General features: G+C 73.3%; 18 protein-coding genes. 13 read left to right on the top strand and 5 right to left on the bottom strand.

The features are described 5' to 3' along the window. Window positions 1–101 precede the first annotated feature (101 nt). The gene (locus tag ACN6LD_RS29650) at window positions 102–866 is read right to left on the bottom strand and encodes a hypothetical protein (protein WP_319191415.1); all 765 of its coding nucleotides are present in this window, start codon (window positions 864–866) and stop codon (window positions 102–104) included. A gap of 166 nt (window positions 867–1,032) precedes the next feature. On the opposite strand from ACN6LD_RS29650, the gene ACN6LD_RS29645 reads away from it, so the two are divergent. From ACN6LD_RS29645 to ACN6LD_RS29610, 8 genes are all read left to right on the top strand, one after another. Beyond that, window positions 1,033–1,830, top strand: coding sequence for an adenosylcobinamide-GDP ribazoletransferase (locus tag ACN6LD_RS29645; RefSeq protein WP_445044807.1), 798 nt, complete (start codon window positions 1,033–1,035; stop codon window positions 1,828–1,830). A gap of 310 nt (window positions 1,831–2,140) precedes the next feature. Further along, on the top strand, window positions 2,141–3,676 hold the full coding sequence (locus ACN6LD_RS29640; RefSeq protein ID WP_319191412.1) for a leucyl aminopeptidase: 1,536 nt from the start codon (window positions 2,141–2,143) through the stop codon (window positions 3,674–3,676). A gap of 494 nt (window positions 3,677–4,170) precedes the next feature. Next, window positions 4,171–5,559: a dihydrolipoyl dehydrogenase gene (gene lpdA, locus ACN6LD_RS29635; RefSeq protein ID WP_319191410.1), complete on the top strand. Its 1,389-nt coding sequence runs from the start codon at window positions 4,171–4,173 to the stop codon at window positions 5,557–5,559. A 66-nt stretch (window positions 5,560–5,625) separates the two neighbouring features. Beyond that, on the top strand, window positions 5,626–7,392 hold the full coding sequence (sucB, locus tag ACN6LD_RS29630) for a 2-oxoglutarate dehydrogenase, E2 component, dihydrolipoamide succinyltransferase (protein WP_445044806.1): 1,767 nt from the start codon (window positions 5,626–5,628) through the stop codon (window positions 7,390–7,392). Window positions 7,393–7,758: 366 nt separating this feature from the next. Beyond that, on the top strand, window positions 7,759–8,382 hold the full coding sequence (locus ACN6LD_RS29625; RefSeq protein WP_057583364.1) for a GntR family transcriptional regulator: 624 nt from the start codon (window positions 7,759–7,761) through the stop codon (window positions 8,380–8,382). A gap of 414 nt (window positions 8,383–8,796) precedes the next feature. Further along, window positions 8,797–11,502 (top strand): pyruvate dehydrogenase (acetyl-transferring), homodimeric type, encoded by a 2,706-nt coding sequence (aceE, locus tag ACN6LD_RS29620; protein WP_445044805.1) that lies wholly within the window; start codon window positions 8,797–8,799, stop codon window positions 11,500–11,502. Between the two features lie 77 nt (window positions 11,503–11,579). After that, window positions 11,580–12,563: a helix-turn-helix transcriptional regulator gene (locus tag ACN6LD_RS29615; protein WP_445044804.1), complete on the top strand. Its 984-nt coding sequence runs from the start codon at window positions 11,580–11,582 to the stop codon at window positions 12,561–12,563. Window positions 12,564–12,795: 232 nt separating this feature from the next. Continuing rightward, window positions 12,796–13,317, top strand: a complete 522-nt coding sequence (locus ACN6LD_RS29610; protein WP_319191437.1) for a DUF4240 domain-containing protein — start codon at window positions 12,796–12,798, stop codon at window positions 13,315–13,317. Window positions 13,318–13,351: 34 nt separating this feature from the next. Here the strand turns inward: ACN6LD_RS29610 and ACN6LD_RS29605 are convergent, their stop codons facing one another. Together ACN6LD_RS29605 and ACN6LD_RS29600 are read right to left on the bottom strand one after the other, a co-directional pair. Beyond that, window positions 13,352–13,588, bottom strand: a complete 237-nt coding sequence (locus tag ACN6LD_RS29605; RefSeq protein ID WP_319191404.1) for a hypothetical protein — start codon at window positions 13,586–13,588, stop codon at window positions 13,352–13,354. A 75-nt stretch (window positions 13,589–13,663) separates the two neighbouring features. Beyond that, window positions 13,664–14,515: a peptidoglycan recognition protein family protein gene (locus tag ACN6LD_RS29600; protein WP_445044803.1), complete on the bottom strand. Its 852-nt coding sequence runs from the start codon at window positions 14,513–14,515 to the stop codon at window positions 13,664–13,666. A gap of 220 nt (window positions 14,516–14,735) precedes the next feature. On the opposite strand from ACN6LD_RS29600, the gene ACN6LD_RS29595 reads away from it, so the two are divergent. Beyond that, a complete protein-coding gene (locus tag ACN6LD_RS29595; protein WP_319191403.1) occupies window positions 14,736–15,920 on the top strand; it encodes a MarP family serine protease in 1,185 nt (394 codons plus the stop codon). 78 nt (window positions 15,921–15,998) lie between these two features. Here ACN6LD_RS29595 and ACN6LD_RS29590 read toward each other — a convergent pair whose 3' ends face one another. Then, on the bottom strand, window positions 15,999–16,496 hold the full coding sequence (locus tag ACN6LD_RS29590) for a GNAT family N-acetyltransferase (protein WP_319191401.1): 498 nt from the start codon (window positions 16,494–16,496) through the stop codon (window positions 15,999–16,001). Between the two features lie 72 nt (window positions 16,497–16,568). On the opposite strand from ACN6LD_RS29590, the gene ACN6LD_RS29585 reads away from it, so the two are divergent. Both ACN6LD_RS29585 and ACN6LD_RS29580 read left to right on the top strand, forming a co-directional pair. After that, the gene (locus tag ACN6LD_RS29585) at window positions 16,569–17,462 is read left to right on the top strand and encodes a TIGR01777 family oxidoreductase (RefSeq protein WP_319191399.1); all 894 of its coding nucleotides are present in this window, start codon (window positions 16,569–16,571) and stop codon (window positions 17,460–17,462) included. A gap of 161 nt (window positions 17,463–17,623) precedes the next feature. Beyond that, window positions 17,624–19,042, top strand: coding sequence for an NAD(P)/FAD-dependent oxidoreductase (locus ACN6LD_RS29580; protein WP_445044802.1), 1,419 nt, complete (start codon window positions 17,624–17,626; stop codon window positions 19,040–19,042). Between the two features lie 224 nt (window positions 19,043–19,266). Here ACN6LD_RS29580 and ACN6LD_RS29575 read toward each other — a convergent pair whose 3' ends face one another. Continuing rightward, window positions 19,267–20,850, bottom strand: a complete 1,584-nt coding sequence (locus ACN6LD_RS29575) for a regulator (protein WP_445044801.1) — start codon at window positions 20,848–20,850, stop codon at window positions 19,267–19,269. A 245-nt stretch (window positions 20,851–21,095) separates the two neighbouring features. On the opposite strand from ACN6LD_RS29575, the gene lipB reads away from it, so the two are divergent. Next, window positions 21,096–21,893 (top strand): lipoyl(octanoyl) transferase LipB, encoded by a 798-nt coding sequence (lipB, locus tag ACN6LD_RS29570; RefSeq protein WP_445044800.1) that lies wholly within the window; start codon window positions 21,096–21,098, stop codon window positions 21,891–21,893. Window positions 21,894–21,985: 92 nt separating this feature from the next. Then, window positions 21,986–22,951 (top strand): lipoyl synthase, encoded by a 966-nt coding sequence (lipA, locus tag ACN6LD_RS29565; protein ID WP_057583351.1) that lies wholly within the window; start codon window positions 21,986–21,988, stop codon window positions 22,949–22,951. The last annotated feature ends 136 nt before the right edge of the window (window positions 22,952–23,087 follow it).

The following is a 23,087-nucleotide window of genomic DNA, read 5'->3' as shown; positions in this document are numbered from 1 at the left end:
GGCGGCCCGGACCGGCGCCGTCGCCCACGCGCGCCGGACCGCCGCCGCCACCTCCGTTCGCCGGACCGGCCCCCTGGCCTGCGTTCGCCGGACCGGCCCCCTCACCTGCGTTCGCCGGACTGAGCCAGCTCCGCGTCCGTCTTGCCGCCGAGCCAGTCCCCCACCAGCCGGCGCGGCCTCGCCCAGCGCCGGTCGTGCCGGTAGGCGCGCAGCATCGCCTTCGCGCGGGCCCGCGGCCGCCGCCGGTAGAACCGCCGGGCCCACGGCGAGGCGGGCCGGGCCACCCGGACCAGGCCGATGAGCCCGACGAACGGGACGAACACGCTGAACACGGCTGTCTTGACCTTGCCCTTGGTGAGCACGGCCAGCGAGAAGAGGACGTTCGCCCCGACGGTCGCGAGGACGCTTCCCCGGTCCTGCAGCTCCTCCTCGCTCATCCCGTCGACGCCGAACGGCGAGAAGCCCACGAGCAGCAGTCCGCCCAGCGCCGCCGTGAGGACCACGGCCTCCACGCTCTTGCGGCCCGCCTCCGTCCAGTACACGTCGTCCAGGTGCAGGATCAGCGCGAACTCGTCGAGGACCAGGCCCGTGCCGATGCCGAAGACCACCGCGAAGGCGCCCGCCCCGAAGCCGTGCCGGCCGCTCGCCACGGAGCCGAATCCGCCCGCGACGGTCAGCACGACGCCCGGGACGACGTGGTGGATGTGCACCCCGCCGGAGCTGACGTTGCCGAACGGACCCTTGCCGGCCCGGATGAGGCGGGTGATGACCCGGGTGATCAGGAAGGTGGCCACGAAAGCGATCAGGGCGAGAAGCAGCGGGAGCTTGCCCGGTTCGACGATGTTGCGCTGCAGCCAGTCGCCCATGCCCCCAGTCTCACGGTGAGCGGGGCGCGCTGCCTCGCGGGCGGGGCGTCCGGGCTAGGGCTGGTGCGGCCGGGCGGGGCCGTGACCGGCCGGGGGCTGCCCGGCGGCCGTCCCGGCGGTCGTCCCCGGCATGATCCGCCGGGCGGGCAGGCCGTAGTCTGCCGCGGTGTCCACTGCCCCGCCTCCCGCCTCATCCCTCGACGGCCTGCGCTTCGCCTTCGGCACCCTCACCGTTCTGCCGGTGCGGGTGACCCGCTGGGACCGTCCGGCAGCACGCGGCGGGATGCTGAGCGCGCCCCTGGTCGGGCTGGTCGTCGGCGGCTGCGCGGCGGGGCTCGGGCTGCTGCTGCTGCGGCTGGGCGCGGGCCCGCTGCTCGCCGCCGTCGCCTCGGCCGCCGTGCCGGCCGTCCTCACCCGGGGGCTGCATCTCGACGGGCTGGCCGACACCGCGGACGGTCTGGGCAGCGGCAAGCCCGCCGAGGACGCGCTGCGGATCATGAAGCAGTCGGACATCGGCCCGTTCGGCGTGCTCACGCTCGTCCTGGTGCTGCTCGCCCAGACGGCCGCGCTGGCGCAGGCGTACGGCGACTCCTGGGCGCGGGGCGCGGTCGCCGCCGTCGTCTCGGCCGTCGCCGCGCGACTGGCGCTCACCCTGGCCGCCCGCGCCGGGGTCCCGGCGGCCCGGCCGGAGGGGCTAGGCGCGGCGGTCGCCGGGGTGGTTCCGGTCGCGGGCGCGGCGGGCGCGGCAGCCGTCTGCGTCGTCGTCGCGGCCCTCTGCGGCGGGCTGTCCGGCACGGCCGACGGGGTGCGCACGGCCTCCTCGGTCGTCCTGGCCCTCGCCGCCGCCGAACTCCTGCTGCGCCACTGCACGCGCCGCCTCGGCGGGGTCACCGGTGACGTGTTCGGCGGGCTGGCGGAGACCGCGGCGACGACCGCGCTGACGGTGCTGGCGCTGGGCGGGTAGGCGTCGTCCTGCGTCGCGCGGGGGGCGGCCGTGGCCGGTGGGGAACCCGAGGGGTGTGCGCCGGTCACGGTAGTGCGAGGATCGTCCGGCGGAGACGACGCCACCGACAGGGGCGAAGGCTCGCGCGCATGAGCGGACGCACAGGCACGCGTACGCTCGTTCCGGGATTCGCCACGCCGGTTCGCCGCGCCGGTGGGACGCACCCCGGACACGACCGCACCCACGGCCCTCATCCAGGGTCGGCTGTCGGGCCCGGTCGAACCGTGCTCCGGCCACAGCAACTCCACATCGGAAGCGAGATTTCACCACCGTGACTGCTCTCACTCTCAGCACCGCCGCGGCGCCCGGCCTGCGGGCCGACGCGATCGTGATCGGTGTCGCCAAGGGCGTAAAGGGCCCGATCGTTGCCCCAGGCGCCGAAGCCGTCGACACGGCGTTCGACGGCCGGCTCGCCGGCGTTCTGGAGACCCTCGGGGCTTCCGGCGCCGAGGGCGAGGTGACGAAGCTGCCCGCCCCGGCCGGCTTCAAGACGCCGCTCGTGCTCGCGGTGGGCCTCGGCTCCGAGCCCGAGAAGGACGCCGCCTACGAGCCCGAGGCGCTGCGCAGGGCGGCCGGCGCCGCCGCCCGCATCCTCGGCGGCTCCAAGAAGGCCGCCTTCGCGCTGCCCGTGACCGACGCCGGCGACATCGGCGCGATCGGCGAGGGCGTGGTGCTCGGCGCCTACTCCTTCGACGCCTACAAGCAGAACGCGCGCTCGAACAGCGACGCCAAGGCCAAGAACGCCAAGGCGCCGCTCGCCGAGGCCGCCCTGCTCGGCGGGAAGCCCCGCGACGCCGCCCACAAGGCCGCGCTGCTGCGGGCCGCCGCCGTCGGCGAGGAGCTCAACCGGGCCCGCGACCTGATCAACATGCCGCCGAACGACCTCGACCCGGAGGCGTTCGCCGGCATCGCGCAGGCCGCTGCGAAGGAACACGGCATCAAGGTGCAGGTCCTCGACGAGAAGGCGCTCGTCAAGGGCGGCTACGGCGGCATCCTCGGCGTCGGCGCCGGCTCGGCGGCGGCTCCGCGCCTGGTCAAGCTGTCGTACACGTCCGCCAAGGCGACGAAGCACCTCGCGTTCGTCGGCAAGGGCATCACCTACGACTCGGGCGGCATCTCGCTCAAGCCGGCCGGGCACAACGAGACGATGAAGTGCGACATGAGCGGGGCCGCGGCGGTCTTCGCCGCGGTCGTCGCCGCCGCCCGGCTCGGGCTCGAGGTGAACGTCACCGGCTGGCTGGCGCTCGCCGAGAACATGCCGTCCGGCTCCGCCACCCGCCCGGGTGACGTGCTGCGCATGTACAGCGGCAAGACCGTCGAGGTCCTCAACACCGACGCCGAGGGCCGGCTGGTCCTCGCGGACGCGCTGTGGGCGGCCTCCGCGGAGAAGCCGGACGCGATCGTCGACGTGGCGACCCTGACCGGCGCGATGATGCTGGCGCTCGGCAGCCGCACCTTCGGGATCATGGCGAACGACGACGCGTTCCGCTCCGCGGTGCACGAGGCCGCCGAGGAGGTCGGCGAGCCCGCGTGGCCGATGCCGCTGCCGGAGCACCTGCGCAAGGGCATGGACTCCACCGTCGCGGACCTCGCGAACATGGGCGAGCGGATGGGCGGCGGGCTGGTGGCCGGTCTCTTCCTGCGCGAGTTCGTGGGCGAGGGGATCACCTGGGCGCACCTGGACATCGCCGGTCCGGCGTTCAACGAGGGCGGCCCCTTCGGCTACACCCCCAAGGGCGGCACCGGCACCGCCGTGCGGACGCTGGTGCGGCTGGCCGAACTGACCGCCGCCGGCGACCTCGGCTAGGGCGTGTTTCGAAAGGAGCGTCGTCTGCCCGAAGGGCAGGCCCGGCGGCGTCCGGTGCGTGCGATCGCAAGGCGGAGGGTCGCGCCGATAGCGGTTGTGTCGGGGTGATCCCGACAACGCGGCTGGGGGTCCCCCCTCTGGGGGAGTGCGTGCCAGGCGTCGCCGGGCAGACGGGACTTTCGAAACACGCGCTGGTCCCTCCGGGAGGGGGACTGTGCGCCTGATCACTCGGCTCCGTCCGTCGTACCGGCGGGCGCGGGTCGTACGTGGCTGGTCGCGCAGTTCCCCGCACCCCTGAGCACCTCTCAGGTCTGTCACAAGTGAGCGTGGGGTGTCTCACACCCCGGCCCCGTGTCTCGTCGGGGTCCGACAAGTGCGAGGATGGGGCTCGGCAGGACAGGGCCCCCACCACAGGGCCGAGACAGAGCGGCCGGACACCAGCCGCCGACCGGTCACTGGAGACCGGCGTGGCGCACATGCATGGAGGACGTGACGTGGCGAACGACGCCAGCACCGTTTTCGACCTAGTGATCCTCGGCGGTGGTAGCGGTGGTTACGCCGCGGCCCTGCGCGGGGCGCAGCTGGGCCTGGACGTCGCCCTGATCGAGAAGGACAAGGTCGGCGGTACCTGCCTGCACCGGGGGTGCATCCCCACCAAGGCCCTGCTGCACGCGGGCGAGATCGCCGACCAGGCCCGCGAGAGCGAGCAGTTCGGCGTCAAGGCCACCTTCGAGGGCATCGACGTCCCCGCCGTCCACAAGTACAAGGACGGCGTCGTCTCCGGCCTCTACAAGGGCCTCCAGGGACTCATCGCCTCCCGCAAGGTGACGTACATCGAGGGTGAGGGCCGCCTGTCCTCCCCGACCTCCGTCGACGTGAACGGGCAGCGCGTCCAGGGCCGCCACGTGCTGCTCGCGACCGGCTCCGTGCCGAAGTCGCTGCCGGGCCTGGAGATCGACGGCAACCGGATCATCTCCTCCGACCACGCCCTCGTCCTGGACCGCGTGCCGAAGTCCGCGATCATCCTGGGCGGCGGCGTCATCGGCGTCGAGTTCGCCTCGGCGTGGAAGTCCTTCGGCGCCGACGTGACGGTCATCGAGGGCCTCAAGCACCTCGTGCCGGTCGAGGACGAGAACTCCTCGAAGCTGCTCGAGCGCGCGTTCCGCAAGCGCGGCATCAAGTTCAACCTGGGCACCTTCTTCTCGAAGGCCGAGTACACCGCCGACGGCGTCAAGGTCACCCTGGCCGACGGCAAGGAGTTCGAGGCCGAGGTCCTGCTGGTCGCGGTGGGCCGCGGGCCCGTCTCCGCCGGTCTCGGTTACGAGGAGCAGGGCGTCGCGACGGACCGCGGTTACGTCCTGGTCGACGAGTACATGCGCACCAACGTCCCGACCGTCTCCGCCGTCGGCGACCTGGTCCCGACGCTCCAGCTCGCGCACGTCGGCTTCGCCGAGGGCATGCTGGTCGCGGAGCGTCTGGCCGGCCAGAAGGTCGTCCCGATCGACTACGACGGCGTCCCCCGGGTGACGTACTGCCACCCCGAGGTCGCCTCCGTGGGCATCACCGAGGCCAAGGCCAAGGAGCTCTACGGCGCGGACAAGGTCGTCGCTCTGAAGTACAACCTCGCGGGCAACGGCAAGAGCAAGATCCTGGGCACCGCGGGCGAGATCAAGCTCGTCCAGGTGAAGGACGGTGCCGTGGTCGGCGTCCACATGGTCGGCGACCGCATGGGCGAGCAGGTCGGCGAAGCCCAGCTGATCTACAACTGGGAGGCGCTGCCCGCCGAGGTCGCGCAGCTCATCCACGCCCACCCGACGCAGAACGAGGCGCTCGGCGAGGCCCACCTGGCCCTGGCGGGCAAGCCGCTGCACTCGCACGACTGACCCTCGGTCGTACCACGTCGAAGCGACGACCCAGACTTCCGCAATCGTTAAGGAGCAACCGAAACCATGGCGGTTTCCGTAACCCTTCCGGCGCTCGGCGAGAGCGTCACCGAGGGCACTGTCACCCGCTGGCTGAAGGCCGAGGGTGAGCGCGTAGAGGCCGACGAGCCCCTGCTCGAGGTGTCGACCGACAAGGTCGACACCGAGATCCCCTCCCCCGCAGCCGGCATCCTGGCCTCCATCAAGGTCGCCGAGGACGAGACGGTCGAGGTCGGCGCCGAGCTGGCCGTCATCGACGACGGCAGCGGCGCGCCCGCCGCTGCGCCCGCCCCGGCCGCCGAGGAGGTCGCTCCGCCGGCCCCCGAGCCGGCCCCGGCCGCCCAGCCCTCCACCGAGCAGGCGGCTCCCGCCCCGGCTCCCACCGCCGAGGCCGCTTCCGGCGCCGGCTCCGCCGAGGGCACGGACGTCGTCCTGCCCGCGCTCGGCGAGTCCGTCACCGAAGGCACCGTCACCCGCTGGCTGAAGTCGGTCGGCGACTCGGTCGAGGCCGACGAGCCGCTGCTCGAGGTCTCCACCGACAAGGTCGACACCGAGATCCCGGCGCCCACCTCCGGTGTGCTGCTCGAGATCACGGTCGCCGAGGACGAGACCGCCGAGGTCGGCGCCAAGCTCGCCGTCATCGGCGCCCCGGGCGCGGCTCCGGCCGCCGCTCCGGCCCCGGCCGCCCCGGCTCCGGCGCCCGCCGCCGAGGCCCCCGCCGCCCCCGCGGCGCCGGCGCCTGCGGCTCCCGCCCCTGCTCCGGTCGCCGCCGCCCCGGCCGCTCCGGCTCCGGCGCCGGCGCCCGCTCCGGCCCCGGTCACCCCGGCTCCGGCCGCGGCTCCCGCGCAGCCCGCCGACGAGGGCGCCTACGTCACCCCGCTGGTGCGCAAGCTCGCCGCCGAGAACGGCGTCGACCTGGGCGCCGTCAAGGGCACCGGCGTCGGCGGTCGCATCCGCAAGCAGGACGTCATCGCCGCCGCCGAGGCCGCGAAGGCCGCCGCCGCTCCGGCTCCGGCCGCCGCCGCCCCGGCCGCGCCCGCCGCGAAGAAGGCCCCGACGCTCGAGGCCTCCCCGCTGCGCGGCCAGACCGTGAAGATGCCCCGCATCCGCAAGGTCATCGGCGACAACATGGTCAAGGCGCTGCACGAGCAGGCGCAGCTGTCCTCGGTCGTCGAGGTCGACATCACCCGGCTGATGAAGCTCCGCGCGCAGGCGAAGGACTCCTTCGCGGCCCGCGAGGGCGTCAAGCTCTCCCCGATGCCGTTCTTCGTCAAGGCTGCGGCCCAGGCGTTGAAGGCCCACCCGGCCGTCAACGCCCGGATCAACGTGGACGAGGGCACGATCACCTACTTCGACACCGAGAGCATCGGCATCGCGGTGGACTCGGAGAAGGGCCTGATGACCCCGGTCATCAAGCACGCGGGCGACCTGAACATCGCCGGCATCGCCAAGGCCACGGCCGATCTTGCGGGCAAGGTCCGCGCGAACAAGATCACCCCGGACGAGCTGTCCGGCGCGACCTTCACCATCAGCAACACCGGCTCGCGAGGCGCGCTGTTCGACACGATCATCGTGCCGCCGAACCAGGTCGCGATCCTCGGCATCGGCGCGACGGTCAAGCGTCCGGCCGTCATCGAGACGGAGGAGGGCACGGTCATCGGCGTCCGCGACATGACGTACCTGACCCTGTCCTACGACCACCGTCTGGTCGACGGAGCCGACGCGGCCCGTTACCTGACCGCGGTCAAGGCGATTCTCGAGGCCGGCGAGTTCGAGGTCGAGCTCGGCCTCTGACCCCGTCGGTCCAGCAGCACAGGCGCCTCCGTCCGGTTTTCCGGGCGGGGGCGCCTTCGTTCCGGCCTCATGAGTTCCGGCCTCATGAGTTCCGGCTCGGGGCAGCCCGCTTCGGCACGCGCACCGCGCACGGCGACATCGGCCCCGGGGGGACGGCCCTCGTCGACAACGCGTTGCGCGCGGTTCTCCACCTCCGAGCCGACTCGTGGCCGGCCCGCGGGCCGGCCCGCGGTCACGCTCGTGTAAGTCTCGTCTCACCTGCGTAAAAGCACCCCCGCGCGCCCTTCTGGAAAGCGCTCACGGCCGTATTGTCTAAACGTCAAACGCCCCCGGGGGCCCGTGGGGCCTCTCCTCAAAGGAGCTTTCATGACCGCGCCCGTCGTCCACTCGCTGCGCGAACAGATCCGCGAGCACATCGTGGAGGGGATCGTCAGCGGGCGCTGGCAGCCGGGCGAGCGGATCGTGGAGCGGCGGATCGCCACCGAGCTGGAGGTCAGCCAGACGCCGGTGCGGGAGGCGCTGCGCGAGCTGGAGTCGCTGCGGCTGATCGAGTCCGCGCCGAACAAGGGCGTGCGGGTGCGCAACCTGACGGCGGCCGACCTGGAGGAGAGCTACCCGGTCCGGGCGGGCCTGGAGGCGATCGCGGCGGAGCTGGCGGCCGGGAGGCTGGCCGAGGACTGCTCGGCGCTGGAACCGCATGTCGCCGCCCTCTACGAGGCCGACCGCGCGTCCGACGGCACCGGCCAGGTACGGCACACCGTCGGCTTCCACCGTGAACTGGTGCGGGCCGCCGGGAACTCCGTGCTGCTGCACACCTGGGAGGGCCTCGGCATCGAGGTGTTCACGGCGCTGTCCATCCGCTGGCTGGGGACCGTGCAACAGTCGTACGCGGAGGAGCACGAGGAGCTGGTGCAGGCGTTCCGGCGACGGGATCCGCGGATCGCGGAGCTGGTGAAGGCGCACGTCCTCGGCTGCGCCCCCCGCCCGTAGGGCCCGACGTACGACCCGGGCAGGACCGGCACGCGACCCCCGGGCAGGCACACGACCCCGGGCAGGACCGGCACGCGACCCCCGGGCCGAGCCGGGGGCAGGGCGGGGATCAGCTGCGTCCAGTGGAGCGTACACGCGCTCATACGTGGGCTCCGACCTGCGAAAACCGCCGAAATGTACGGCACGCGGTGCCTGCCCGAAAGGCACCGGGTGCCTACTTTCTCGTGATCAAGAGGTTTTCCCCCTCAACCCTTTGATCGATCATCGATCAGCGGGTTATTGTCGCCGACGGGTCTCGCGCGGAGCCGTACAACGACGCCGCATCCGGGCTCCACGCCCTGTCCTGCCAAAGACCTAGGGCACCCCGAACCCTTGCCGATGAGGGAACCCCCTTCGACTGAGGAAGGCGGCGACATGACCGACCCCCAGGCCATCCAGCCCAGCGCGCTCGACCAGCTCCCCGACCGGGACCCGGAGGAGACCGCCGAATGGCAGGCCTCTCTGGACGCGGTCGCCAAGGCGGCCGGGCCGCACCGTGCCGCGTACCTGATGCGCCGCACGCTGGAGCGTGCCGAGGGCAACGGCATCGCGCTGCCCAAGCTGCTCGAGACGGACTACGTCAACACCATCCCCACCGCTGCCGAGCCGTCCGCGCCCGGTGACCCGGAGATGGAGCGCAGGATCACCGCGTGGAACCGCTGGAACGCGGCGGCCATGGTCACCCGCGGCAGCAAGCACGGCGTCGGCGGCCACATCGCCACCTTCGCCTCGGCCGCCTGGCTGTACGAGACCGGCTTCAACCACTTCTTCCAGGGCAAGGAGGCCGACGGCTCGGGCGACCAGCTCTACATCCAGGGCCACGCCTCCCCCGGCATCTACGCCCGCGCCTTCCTCGACGGCCGGCTGACCGAGCAGCACCTGGACAACTTCCGCCAGGAGTCGGGCGGCGAGGGCCTCCCGTCGTATCCGCACCCCCGCAGGCTTCCCTGGCTGTGGGAGTTCCCGACGGTGTCGATGGGCCTCGGCCCGCTCTCCGCCATCTACCAGGCGCGCTTCAACCGCTATCTCACCAACCGCGGCATCAAGGACGTCTCCGCGTCCCACGTGTGGGCGTTCCTCGGCGACGGCGAGATGGACGAGCCCGAGTCGACGGCGGCACTCGCACTCGCCTCCCGCGAGGGCCTCGACAACCTGACCTTCGTCATCAACTGCAACCTGCAGCGACTCGACGGCCCGGTCCGCGCCAACTTCAAGATCGTGCAGGAGCTGGAGGCCCAGTTCCGCGGCGCCGGCTGGAACGTGATCAAGTCGCTGTGGGGCTCCGCCTGGGACGAGCTGTTCCAGCTGGACGCCACCGGCGCGCTGGTCCGCCGGCTGCGCGAGGTACCGGACGCGCAGGTGCAGACGTACCAGACGCGCGGCGCCGCCTACATCCGCGAGGACTTCTTCGGCAAGGACCCGGCGCTCGCCGAGATGGCGAAGCTGCTGAGCGACGACAAGATCCTCGAGTGCTTCCACCTCTCCCGCGGCGGTCACGAGGCGCGCAAGGTGTACGCCGCCTACAAGGCCGCCGTCGAGTTCAAGGGCGCGCCGACGGTCATCCTGGCCCAGACGGTCAAGGGCCACACGCTCGGCGAGGGCTTCGCCTCGAAGAACGCCAACCACCAGATGAAGAAGCTCTCGGTGGACGAGTTCAAGACGATGCGCGACCTGCTGGAGCTGCCGATCTCCGACGCGCAGTTCGTCGACGGGGTCGTCCCCTACGGGCACCCGGGCGCCGACTCCCCCGAGGTCCGCTACCTCCAGGAGCGCCGCGCGGCCCTCGGCGGCCCGGCCCCGGCCCGCCGTACGCACGCCCTCGCCCCGCTGCCCGCCCCCGCCGACAAGACGTTCGCCTCCTTCGACAAGGGCTCCGGCTCGCAGAACGTGGCGACGACCATGGCCTTCGTCCGGCTGGTCAAGGACCTGGTCCGCGACAAGGAGAGCGGCCGGCGCTGGGTGCCGATCGTCCCCGACGAGGCGCGCACCTTCGGCATGGAGAGCCTGTTCCCGTCGCTCGGGATCTACTCCCCCAAGGGCCAGACGTACGAGCCGGTCGACCGCGACCAGCTGATGTACTACAAGGAGGCCGAGAACGGCCAGATCCTCAACGAGGGGATCACCGAGGCCGGTTCGATGGCCGACTTCATCGCCGCTTCCACCGCGTACTCCACGCACGGCGAGGCGATGATCCCGTTCTACATCTTCTACTCGATGTTCGGCTGGCAGCGCACGGCCGACCAGATGTGGCAGCTCGGCGACCAGCTCGGCCGCGGCTTCCTGGTCGGCGCCACCGCGGGCCGGACGACGCTGACGGGCGAGGGCCTGCAGCACGCCGACGGCCACTCCCCGGTCATCGCCGCGACCAACCCGGCCGCTCTCAGCTACGACCCGGCGTTCGCGTACGAGATCGCGGCGATCGTCAAGGACGGTCTGCGCCGGATGTACGGCGAGGCGGCCCCGGGCGAGGACCAGAACGTCTTCTACTACCTGACGGTCTACAACGAGCCGATGCCGCAGCCGGCCAAGCCGTCGGCGCCCGGCGTCGACGAGGGCATCCTCAAGGGCCTGTACCGCTTCAACACGGCGGAGTCGGCCGGCGTGCAGGTCGCCGCGGCCAACGCGCCGCGCATCCAGCTGCTGGCCTCGGGCACCGCGATCCACTGGGCCCTGAAGGCGCAGAAGCTGCTCGCCGAGGAGTGGGGCGTGGCCGCCGACGTGTGGTCCGCGACCTCCTGGACCGAGCTGCGCCGCGACGCTCTGGACGCCGACGCGGCCCTGCTGCGCGGCGAGGAGCGCCAGCCGTTCGTGCGCCGGGCGCTGCAGGGCGCCGAGGGCCCGGTCCTCGCGGTCTCCGACTACATGCGCCAGGTCCCCGACCAGATCGCGCAGTGGGTCGAGCAGGACTGGTCCTCGCTCGGTGCGGACGGCTTCGGCCTCTCCGACACCCGTGAAGCGGCCCGCCGCCACTTCGGCGTGGACGCCGAGTCGATCGTCGTCGCGGCCCTCGCACAGCTCGCCCGACGCGGCGAGGTCAAGGCGGCTTCGGTGAAGGAAGCGCGCGAGCGCTACGGCCTGTAGGTCACGGACGGGCGAAGGGGGGTGCGGCTCCGGCCGTGCCCCCCTTCGCCGTCGGCGGGTCCCGGCATCATGTCCCCATGCGTGCTGCCCGCCTCATCAAGATGGTGCTCCTTCTGCAGTCCCGCCCGACCATGACCGCGTCCGAGCTGGCGCGGGAGCTGGAGGTGTCGGAGCGGACCGTCACGCGGGACGCTCAGGCGCTCTCCGAGGCGGGCGTGCCGGTGTACGCGGAGCGGGGGCGCGCCGGGGGCTACCGGCTGGTCGGCGGGTACCGGACGCGGCTGACCGGGCTCGGGCGCGGAGAGGCCGAGGCGCTGTTCCTGAGCGGGGTGCCGGGGGCGCTGCGGGAGATGGGGCTGGCGGACGTGGCGTCGGCCGCCCGGCTGAAGGTGTCGGCCGCTCTGCTGCCGTCCCTGCGGGACGCGCCGCGCGCGGCGGCGCAGCGCTTCCATCTGGACGCGCCGGCCTGGTTCCGGGAGCCGGAGGCGCCCGCGCTGCTGCCGGTGATCGCGGAGGCGGTGTGGGACGACCGGTGCGTGCGGGCGCGTTACCGGCGCGGGGAGGGCGAGGTCGAGCGGGAGCTGGAGCCGTACGGGCTCGTGCTCAAGGCGGGGGTCTGGTACCTGTGCGCCCGGGTGCCGGAGGGCGACGCGTTCCGGACGTACCGCCTCGACCGTTTCGTGGCGGCCGAGCCTGCGCAGGATCGTTTCCTCCGGGACGAGGAGTTCGATCTGCCGGGTTTCTGGGACGCGCAGGCCGAAGGGTTCGCGCGCTCGCTGCTGCGGGCCGAGGTCGTCGTCCGGCTGTCGGAGGCGGGGGTGCGCCGACTGCCGTACGCCGTCGACCCGGTGGCGGCGCGGGACGCGCTGGCCGACGCCGGGGAACCGGACGGGCGGGGCTGGGCGACGGTCTCCCTGCGGGTCGAGTCGCTGGAGGTGGCGCACACCCAGCTCACGGCGCTGGGACCGGAGGCGGAGGTGCTCGCCCCGGCGGCGCTGCGGGAGTGGTTCGCCGCGGACGCGCTGCGGCTGGCGGCACGATACGGGTCCCGGGAGGGCTGACTCGGCGCGACACGGACCCCGGAAAGGCTGCCGCGGCGCGACACGGACCCCGGAAAGGCTGCCGCGGCGCGACACGGACCCCGGAAAGGCTGCCGCGGCGCGACACGGACCCCGGAAAGGCTGCCGCGGGACGACACGGACCCCGGAAAGGCTACCGCGGCGCGGAAACCCGGCGGGAATCGCGCGCACTCCGGGTGCGTCGCGCATCTCCAGGCACGATGCTGGACGCGTGATGGACGAGACGGAGTTCTGGGAGCTGGTGGACGCCTCCCGCGAGGCCGCCGAGGGCGATCCCGAGGAGCAGGCCGACCAGCTCGTGGAGCGGCTGGTCCGGCTGGACCCGGAGGCCGTGCTCGACTTCGCCCGGCACTTCGAGTCGCGCTACAACCGCGCCTACCGCTGGGACCTGTGGGGCGCCGCCTGGCTGCTGCTGGACGGAGCGAGCGACGACGCCTTCGACTTCTTCCGGTGCTGGCTGATCGGTCAGGGCCGCGAGGTCTTCGAGGGCGCGCTGCACGGCGACCCGGACTCGCTCGCCGACCTGCTGGACGACTTCGACGAGGAGATCGACGGCGACGGCGAGGAACTCGGCTACGCGGCCGACGAGGCCTACGAGCAGCTCACCGGGATGGTCGCCCCGGATCTGGGCATTCCGCCGGCCGCCGCCGAGCCCGAGGGCGCGCCCGTCGACTTCGAGAACGAGGGAGCGCTGGCCGAGCGGTATCCCCGGCTGTGGCAGCGCTTCAAGGAATGAGCGCCGGCGGGCGGCTGCGCCCCCACGGCCGCCCTCACGCCGCGAACCTGCGGCGGCTGGTGTCGGCGGGGAGACAGGCCTGCGCCTGATCGGCCCGCACCGCGTGGTGCATAGGCGCCCGGTTGGCCTGCTCCAGAGCGGAGGCGGTGGCCGCCGCCGGGCCCAGGACGACCGCTGCGACGGCGCACAGCACGGCCCAGGGGCTGCGGGCGGCCCTGACGAGGGCGCCCTGCTCCGTGGTCTGCGCGGCCCCGGTACGGCTGCTGTTCATGATCCCCACCTCCGGTCGGTGCTTCCTGTCGTGCACGACCGTAGGGCGCGGGCATGGGAGGACCCTGAACGCCGCCTAAGGCGTTCCTGTGAGAGCGTGCGCGGCCGTCCTGCCCTGGAGGCGGGCGGCCTTCTCGCGGATCTCCGGCAGGCGGGCGGCGAGGGCGGCGCCGGGACAGCTCGTCATGAAGCCGTCCCGGTGGCCGGCCAGGGCGGGCAGGGTGGCGGTGGTCCCGGCCGCGTACCGGCTGTGGCTGTTGCTGGAGGTCAGCCGCACGTGCGCCCGCGGATCGACGCCGGACAGGCCGAGCTTCCAGGCGGCCAGGGCGGCGATCGCGTCGATCATGGCCTGCGGCACCGGGACGCCGGAGGTGAACGTGCCCAGCGCGGCGATGCCCACCGTGCGGTGGTTGAAGCCCTGGGTGTGCGCCCCGGTGACGGCGCGGTCGACGCCGCCCGCACGGCCCTCGTAGACGGTGCCACAGCGGTCGACGAGGAAGTTGTAGCCGATGTCGTCCCAGCCCCGGGCGGCGGTCTGGCCGGTGTACAGGGAGCGGATGATGCGGGGCGCGTCGGCGCAGTCGTAGCCGTTGGGCGAGTCGGTGTGGTGGACGAAGACGGCGACGGCCTTGTCGTCGTAGCGCGGCGGCGGCTGTGCGTGCCGGGCCAGGGCGTCCAGCCATGCGGTGCGGGGCACGACGGGCGGCCGGGCCGCCCGGTGCCCGGCGGCGGGACGGGCGGCGGCGGGACGGGCGGTCCGGCCGGCGGAGCGGGCGTCGCCGACGCCCCCCGCGCACGCCCCCAGGGCGGCCACGGCGGCGAGCCCGGGCAGACAGCCCAGGAGCACGAGGAGCGGGCCCGGTATCCGCGTGCGGCGCGGACGGCGCGTTCCCCGCGGACCGTGCGACGCCGGTCGGAGGGCACACATGACCCCACTGTCCGACGAATCCGCTCCGTCCGCGATGTGGAGTGTGCCACCCGGTGGAACCATCATCCCGGTCCGTGACGTTTTCCGGAGTGCACGCACGCGTGGCCGGTCGGGCCGCACGCGCGTGTGACGGCCATGACGGACGGACAGCTGATCACTGGGCCCCTCCCGCGCGTACTAGGACACGACCTGGGGGATCCAAGAGAAAAAAGGGGGGCCGGTGGACCTGCTCGACATTCTGCTGGTGCTGGTGATCCTGGCCTACGCCGGCTCCGGCTACCGGCGGGGCCTGGTGGCCGGCTGCGTGTCGCTGGCGGGCTTCGTGGGCGGTGCGGTGATCGGCGTGTGGATCCTGCCGTGGCTGATGGATCCGGTGACTCCGGGAACCACCGCGGCCACCGTGACGGCCGTGCTGACGGTGCTTCTTCCGGCGGCGGTGGGGCACGAGCTGGCGGGGCGGCTGGCGTTGCGGCTGCGCCGGGAGCTGGACCGCGGGCCGCTGCGGGTGGCGGACGGGATCGGCGGCGCGGCGGCCAACGTGGTCGCGGTGCTGATCGTGGCGTGGGTGGCGGCGAGCGTGCTGGGCGCGTCCTCGTCGCCGTTGGTCACATCGTCGATACGGGACTCACGGCTGCTGGGGGCTGTGCAGGACGTCATGCCGGACACCACGCCCACCTGGTTCGCGCGGGCCACGTCGGCGCTGACCCAGGCGGGTTTCCCGCAGGTCTTCAACCCCTTCGAGAACGAGTCGACGGCCGAGGTCGCCAAGCCCACCGGCGACAGCGTCACGGCGAGCGCCACCGAGGCGGCCAAGCGCAGCACGGTAAAGATCGAGGGCGTCGCGGGCGACCAGGGCCGCGAGGGCAGCGGCTTCGTGTACGCCGACGAGCACGTGATGACCAACGCGCACGTGGTGGCGGGCATCGACAGCCCGACGGTTCGGGTCGGCGGCGTCGGGCCGTCGTACGACGCGCGCGTGGTGCTCTTCGACCCGGACAAGGACGTGGCGGTGCTGTACGTGCCGTACCTGAAGGCGCCGGTGCTGGTCTTCGACGACGAGGCCGTGCGCGGAAACCCGGCGGTGGTGGCCGGCTATCCGCAGGACGGCGACCTGAACCTGCAGGCGGCCACGGTCGCGGGCCGGGTGAAGGCGACCGGCCGCAACATCTACAACGACGAGATCGTCACCCGGGAGATCTACTCGATCCGCTCCACCGTGCGCCCCGGCAACTCCGGCGGCCCGCTGCTGACCACGACCGGCCGGGTCTACGGCGTGGTCTTCGCGCGCTCCACCTCCGACGACGAGACGGGATACGTGCTGACGGCGGCAGAGGTCGCGGGCGACGCGAAGCGCGCGGCGGACTCCACCCGGCCGGTGGACACGGGGAACCTGACCTCCTCCTGAGCGTGGGCGCGGTCCCCGCCGCGGCGCGTGGTTCGACGCCCAGGCGCGCGCCGCGCGCGGAGATCCGTCCGAAGGGCCCTACACCGGCCGGCCCATGAAGACGTCGTCCACGTACGCGCCGTCCAGCAGGAACTCCTCGGGGAGGACCCCCTCCACCGTGAACCCCTCGGCCTCGTAGAGCTTGCGCGCCGGGGTGTTGTGGCCGAGGACGCGCAGGGTGATGCGGCGGGCGCCCTGCCGGCGGGTCTCCTCGACGGCGGCCCGGACCAGCGCCCGTCCGACGCCGTGGCCGCGCGCCTCGTCGAGCACGGCGAGGCCCTGGATCTGCCGGACGTGCGCGTTGGCGGCGAGCGGGGTGGGCGGGACGAGACGCACGTATCCGACGACACGGCCGTCCAGTTCGGCGACCAGGAAGTCCCCGGGCGGATGCCGTTCGTCGAAGAAATGGTCGTACGGCGGCTGCGGCTCGGGCATGACGGCGTGCAGGGGGGACCAGGTCAGCCGGTCGACGAGACCGAGCGCCTCGTCGTCGGCGGGCGACGCGGCGCGTATGCGGGGTGCGGACGGCTCGGACATGGCCGCCACCCTAGTGCGGGGGGACGACGCCCCGGCCGTGGTTTTCCCGGGGCGGGGGGCAGGATGGGCTGCATGGAACGTACGCGAATCGCGGTGGCCGGGGCGTCCGGACTGATCGGCAGCGCATTGGTGCGGTCCCTGACCGCGGACGGGCACGAGGTGGTCCGGCTGGTGCGTCGGGCGCCCCGGGGGCCGTCGGAGCTGCGCTGGGACCCCGAGAAGGGGCAGGTGGACACGGCCGGGCTCGCCGGATGCGACGCCGTGGTCAACGTGGCGGGTGCGGGGGTCGGCGACCGGCGCTGGAGCGAGGCCTACAAGAAGCGCATCCACGACAGCCGGGTGCACGGCACGGCGGCGCTGGCGCGGGCCGTCGCCTCGCTCGACGAACCGCCGCGGGTCTTCGTCAACGGCAGCGCGATGGGCTACTACGGCGAGACGGGCGACCGGGTCGTGGACGAGAGCGCGCCGGCCGGCAGCGGCTTCCTGCCGGAGCTGTGCGTGGAGTGGGAGGCGGCCGCGGGTCCCGCCCAGGAGGCGGGCGTGCGTACGGCGTTCACCCGGACCGGGCTGGTCGTGGCGCGCGGCGGCGGGGCCTGGGGCAAGCTGTTCCCGCTCTTCACGGCCGGGCTCGGGGGGCGGATGGGCGACGGACGCCAGTACTGGTCGTACATCGCGCTGCACGACGAGGTGGCGGCGATCCGGCACCTCCTCGACCGCGACGACCTGTCGGGCCCGTTCAACCTCACCGCGCCCGAGCCGCTGACGAACCGTGAGATCACCGCGGCGATGGGGCGGGTGCTGCACCGGCCGACGCTCTTCGCGGTGCCGGCGCCGGTGCTGCGGACGGTGCTCGGCGAGATGGCCGGGGACGTGCTGGGCAGCGCGCGGGTGGTGCCGAAGCGGCTGCTGGAGTCCGGGTTCACCTTCGCGTTCCCCGGGATCGAGGATGCCGTCCGAGCAGCCTGATCCGCCACGCGACCGCATGCGACCGGCGTGCGACCGTGCCCTGTTCATGCGCGACTGTTCTTGACCGATCACGGCCCTACCCTCGACCCGAACTCGGGTATCCCGGACGGCCGTCGGGGGCATGACGTCTCCACCGGCCGCGCAACCTCGAGGAGGGGCACGTGCTTGAGCCCGCGTACCAGGCAGACGTCGTCGTGGTGGGAGCCGGAGTCTCCGGACTCTCCGCCGCGCACCGGCTGACCAGCGCAGGAGTAAGAACCGTAGTCCTGGAGGCCGCCCCTTGCGTGGGCGGCCGCATGGCGACGGAGAAGGTCGACGGGTTCCGGCTCGACCGCATCGGGCAGCTGCTGTCCACGGCGTACCCCGAACTGGCCCTGACACCGGGGCTCGACGCGCTCGCCTTGCGCCCGTTCGCGCCGGGGGTCCTGTTGCACAGCGACGGACGCCATCACCGCGCAGGCGCACAGGCGGGCGCGGGGAGCGCAAGGGGCGCACTCCATGCGGTGCGCGCCCTGGCGAGCACTCCCCGGCCGGGTGCGCTGCCCCGGCCGCGCGCCGGCGGCTCCCTGCCGGCCGCGGGACGGCCGCCCGCCCCGCCCAGGGTCCGGGCGGGCGCGCCGCTGGGCACCGCCGTGGACCAGGCTCGGCTCGGCGCCGCGCTCACCCGGCTCGCGGCCACCCCCGCCGAGCGGCTGCTGCGCCGCCCGGAACTGCCCGCCGCCCAGGCCCTCGCCGCCCGCGGGCTGCCCGCCCGCACGGTGGACGGCTTCGTGCGCCCCCTGCTCGCCGCGCTGTTGTGCGACCCGGATCTCACCACCTCGAGCCGGTGCGCGGACCTCGCGCTGCGCGCCTTCGCGGCCGGCCGGCTGGCGCTGCCGGAGGGCGGGGCCGAGGCGCTGCCGGACCTGCTCGCGCGGACCCTGCCGCCGGGCTCCGTGCGCACCGGGGTGCGGGTCACCTCCGTCTCCACCACCTCGGTGACCACCGCGGGGCACGGCGAGTTCCGCTGCCGCGCGGTCCTGGTCGCCACCGACGCGCGCAGCGCGGCGCAGTTGCTGCCGGGGCTGCGGGTGCCGGACTTCCACCCGGTGACGATCGTCCACCACACGACGGACGAGCCGCCCGGGACCGGCGCCTCGCTGCTCCTGGACGCCGACCGCGGCGGGCCGGTCGCGCACACGGCGGTGGTCAGCCGGATCGACCCGAGCCGCGCGCCCGCGGGCCGCACGCTGATCTCGTCCACCGTCCTCGGCACACCCCCGCCGGGCGTCGACACCGCCGTACGCATGCATCTGTCCCGGCTGTACGGCGTCTCCACCGCGCGCTGGGAGACGCTGGCCGTTCATCACACCGCCGAGGCCGTGCCCGCGATGCGCGCACCGCACGATCTACGGCGGCCGGTGCGGCTGCTGGCGGGCCTGTACGTGTGCGGCGACCACCGGGACACCAGCACCGTGCAGGGAGCGCTGCACTCGGCGCACCGGGCGGCGTCCGCGATCGTCTCCGACCTGCGCGCCGCCGGTTCCCTGCCCCTGGCCGACCCGCGCCCGACGGCCCCCGAGGAGCAGGCAGCGGCGTGAACCGGGGGGTCGGGGGCCGGGGCGGAGCCCCCGGCCCCCCGCCTCCGCCCCCGGCCCCGGCCTCTCGGCCTCCGCCTGCCCACCACCCGTCTCGGCCGGCCGAAAGGCGGCCAGGCACTTCAACCCGTCCGGCGCGTGAGGACGTGGCCCGTCCAGGGCCGAAACCGGGGCCGAGGGGCGAAGCCCCCAGAGGTGGTAGGCCAGGGTCGGTCGGCCAGGGTCGGTCAGCCCAGGGCCGCCACCTTGTCGCGGTAGGTACGGGCCGGGGACGCGTCCTTGTACGGCTCCAGCCTGCGTTCGAAGTCCCTGACGTACTCCAGGGCGCGGACCGACCGCATCTCCGCCGCCTGGCCGGCCGCCTCCGCGGCCAGCTGGCAGGCCTGGTCGAGTTCGCCGAGTCCGAGACGGGCGGAGGCGAGGACGACACGGCAGAACAGCCGGCTGCGGGCATGGGCGGCCGGACGCAGCTGCAGGGAGCGTTCGGCGTGCTGGGCGGCCGCCCGGAACTGTTGCAGGTCGCGGTGGCAATGCCCGAACTCGTCGGCCAGCTGCGCCTCGTCGAAGAAGCGCGCCCAGTACGGCGTCTCGTCACCGGACTTGGCCGCCTCCAGCGCGCGCTCGGCGCGGACGAGGGCCGCCGTGGAGGCGCGCACCTCGCCGAGCACCGCGTGCCCGCGCGCCTCCGCCGCGTGCAGCAGCGCCTGCACGACGGGCGGGGCCCCCGTGCCGACGCCCTGCTGGGCCACCCGCGCGAGCTGCACCGCCTCCCGGCCGTGCCCGAGGTAGACGGCCTGACGGCTCATGGTGACGAGGACGAAGGAGCCGTAGGCGCGGTCCCCGGCCACCTGGGAGAGGCGCAGGGCCTGCACGAAGTAGCGCTGGGCCAGGCCGTGCGCGGCGATGTCGAAGGAGGTCCAGCCGGCCAGCCGGGTCAGGTCGGCGGCCGCGCCGAAGAGGCGGCGGCCGGTCTGCTCGCCGTACGTGCCGCGCAGCATGGGCTCGCACTCGTGTTCCAGGTAGCGCACGAGGGCCTGCCGGGCGTGACCGCCGCCGTACCGGTCGTCGAGGGAGCGGAAGAGCTCGCCGACCGAGCGCAGCGCGGAGATGTCGCCGCCGGTGACCCGCTGGCCGGGGCCGCGTTCGGCGCCGTGACCGCGCCGGCGCGGCACGACGGACGGCCCGCCCGCCGCAGATCCCGGCGAAAGGGGCGACACGAGCGGCGCCGAGAGTGCCGGGGAGGGGTGCAGGGAGGGGTGTGGCGAGGAGTGCGGGGAGAGGTGCGGGGAGGGGGGCTGCGGCGCGGTGGGCCGCGTGGCCGGGCGGCCCTGGACGGGCACCCGGGCGGGCGGCTCGTTGCGGGCGACCTTCTCGTCGGCCCGCCCGATCAGCCAGTCACGGCTCGGCACGACGAGCCCCGCCGGGGTGAAGGCGATCTTGCGCAGCTCGGCATGGCTGCCTGAGTCCTTGCGCCACAGCCCCCCGACGATGTCGACGGCCTCCTCGGGCGTGCCGGCGAACTCCAGGCCCGCGTAGACGGGGGCGCAGGCGTCCAGACCGAGATCCTGGGCGCTCAGGCGGCGGCCCAGACGCCGGGTGAAGACCTCGGCGATCAGGGCGGGGGTGGTGCCTCGGGGCTGCTGCCCGCGCAGCCACCGGGTGACGGACGTCTTGTCGTATCTCAGGTCCAGCCCGTGTTCGAGGCCGAGCTGATCGACCCGACGGGCCAGTCCCGCGTTGGAGAATCCCGCTTCTGCGATGAGCGCGGCGAGCTGACGGTTGGGCGTGCGCTGCGCGGGTCGTTCCGTCATCTGCGGTGCGGTCTCCTGCCTTCCGGGCCTCCGACGTGCCCGGATGAAGTGCGCTGATGGGTGTGATCAGCCGTTTTGGCCTCGCGAACGGCGCGAATGTAGCGGAGCGTAAGCGGGCGATCGCACATCTCGAGGTTCATTCATCCGATCGTGTGAGGATTGGCCGCGCGGCTGACGCGTGGCACGCGGTCGTACAGTGGCTTGGGCGCGTCACGCGCCTGACGACTTTCAGGGAGGCGCTTGCCGTGAGCGAGTTGCGGTTCGTCCGGATGGGTTTCGGCGGGGACGCCGTCGAGTACCAGGAGGGGTGGGACGAGCAACGCCGCGTGCACGCGGCGCGCTTCGCCGACGAGGTGCCGGACACCGTCCTGTTCCTGGAGCACCCGGCCGTCTACACCGCCGGCCGGCGCACCGCCGACTCCGAACGCCCTCTGGACGGCACCCCGGTCGTCGACGTGGACCGCGGCGGCAAGATCACCTGGCACGGCCCGGGCCAGCTGGTGGGCTACCCGATCCTGAAGCTGCCGCGTCCGGTGGACGTCGTCGCGCACGTACGCCGCCTCGAGGACGCGCTGATCCGCGTCTGCGCCGAGTTCGGCCTGGAGACCAGCCGGGTCGAGGGCCGCAGCGGGGTGTGGGTGCTGGGCGACCCGGTGGAGTCGCGCCCGTCGCTCGGCGGCCTCGCGCTGGACTTCGACCCCCGGCTCACCGACGAGGAGTTCGACCCCCGGCTGAACGGCCCGGAGTACGCCCCGTCCAACGCCGGCCAGCGGCGTGAGGACCGGAAGATCGCGGCGATCGGCATCCGGGTCGCCAAGGGCGTCACCATGCACGGCTTCGCGCTCAACGTGAACCCGGACAACAAGTGGTTCGACCGGATCATCCCGTGCGGCATCCGGGACGCGGGCGTAGCCTCGCTCGCCGGCGAACTGGGCCGGGACGTGACGATCGAGGAGGTGCTGCCCGTGGTGGAGCGGCACCTGAGGGACGTCCTGGAGAACGCCGAGCTGAAACCGCGCGAGATCGAGAAGGCGACCGCCTGACCCCGCAGGGCCCGGCAGGGCTCGAAAAGCACGGGCGTACCCTGGTGTACGCCGAAGAATCGAAAGTCTAAGCAGACAGGCAGGGAGCCGACGTGTCCGCAGTCGCACCCGACGGACGCAAGATGCTGCGCCTGGAGGTCCGTAACAGCCAGACCCCCATCGAGCGCAAGCCCGAGTGGATCAAGACCCGGGCGAAAATGGGTCCCGAGTACACGAAGATGCAGAACCTCGTGAAGAGCGAGGGCCTGCACACGGTGTGCCAGGAAGCCGGCTGTCCCAACATCTACGAGTGCTGGGAGGACCGCGAGGCCACCTTCCTCATCGGCGGCGACCAGTGCACCCGGCGCTGCGACTTCTGCCAGATCGACACCGGCAAGCCCGAGGCGCTGGACCGCGACGAGCCGCGGCGCGTGGGCGAGTCCGTCGTCACCATGGACCTGAACTACGCCACCATCACCGGCGTCGCGCGTGACGACCTGGCGGACGGCGGGGCGTGGCTCTACGCCGAGACCGTGCGGCAGATCCACCTGCAGACGGCCGAGCGGGAGGCGGGGCGCACCAAGGTCGAACTGCTGGCCCCCGACTTCAACGCCGTCCCGGAGCAGCTCGCCGAGGTCTTCTCCGCGCGGCCCGAGGTCTTCGCGCACAACGTCGAGACCGTCCCGCGGATCTTCAAGCGGATCCGGCCGGGCTTCCGCTACGAGCGCTCGCTGGGCGTCATCACGGCGGCCCGCGACAACGGGCTGGTCACCAAGTCGAACCTGATCCTCGGCATGGGCGAGACCCGCGAGGAGGTGAGCGAGGCGCTGCGGCAGCTGCACGACGCGGGCTGCGAGCTGGTCACCATCACGCAGTACCTGCGGCCCTCGGTGCGCCACCATCCCGTCGAGCGCTGGGTCAAGCCGCACGAGTTCGTGGAGCTGAAGGAGGAGGCCGACCAGATCGGCTTCTCCGGCGTGATGTCGGGACCGCTGGTACGGTCCTCCTACCGCGCCGGACGCCTCTACCAGATGGCCGTCGAGAAGCGCGGTTCCTTCGTCGCCGGCCAGGCGGTCTGACGCAACGTCACCTCTCTTGCGCCGTACGGGCGCAAGCCGAGTGTGTGAATTCCCGCACAAGAGACTACTCGCCAGTAGTGACCGATATGACGCGGTCCCGGTCGTCCTCGCAGATGAGGGCGTACGCCGGGGCCGC

The sequence above is a fragment of the Streptomyces sp. SAS_272 genome (assembly GCF_052543235.1).
This window is presented reverse-complemented; position numbering and strand designations above follow the sequence as displayed.

Bases quoted from the DNA above. Each gene is read 5' to 3' on its own strand.
- ACN6LD_RS29650 (WP_319191415.1), bottom strand. From the start codon at position 866: ATGGGCGACTGGCTGCAGCGCAACATCGTCGAACCGGGCAAGCTCCCG.
- sucB (WP_445044806.1), top strand. From the start codon at position 5,626: ATGGCGGTTTCCGTAACCCTTCCGGCGCTCGGCGAGAGCGTCACCGAG.
- ACN6LD_RS29625 (WP_057583364.1), top strand. From the start codon at position 7,759: ATGACCGCGCCCGTCGTCCACTCGCTGCGCGAACAGATCCGCGAGCAC.
- aceE (WP_445044805.1), top strand. From the start codon at position 8,797: ATGACCGACCCCCAGGCCATCCAGCCCAGCGCGCTCGACCAGCTCCCC.
- ACN6LD_RS29615 (WP_445044804.1), top strand. From the start codon at position 11,580: ATGCGTGCTGCCCGCCTCATCAAGATGGTGCTCCTTCTGCAGTCCCGC.
- ACN6LD_RS29610 (WP_319191437.1), top strand. From the start codon at position 12,796: ATGGACGAGACGGAGTTCTGGGAGCTGGTGGACGCCTCCCGCGAGGCC.
- ACN6LD_RS29605 (WP_319191404.1), bottom strand. From the start codon at position 13,588: ATGAACAGCAGCCGTACCGGGGCCGCGCAGACCACGGAGCAGGGCGCC.
- ACN6LD_RS29600 (WP_445044803.1), bottom strand. From the start codon at position 14,515: ATGTGTGCCCTCCGACCGGCGTCGCACGGTCCGCGGGGAACGCGCCGT.
- ACN6LD_RS29590 (WP_319191401.1), bottom strand. From the start codon at position 16,496: ATGTCCGAGCCGTCCGCACCCCGCATACGCGCCGCGTCGCCCGCCGAC.
- ACN6LD_RS29585 (WP_319191399.1), top strand. From the start codon at position 16,569: ATGGAACGTACGCGAATCGCGGTGGCCGGGGCGTCCGGACTGATCGGC.
- ACN6LD_RS29575 (WP_445044801.1), bottom strand. From the start codon at position 20,850: ATGACGGAACGACCCGCGCAGCGCACGCCCAACCGTCAGCTCGCCGCG.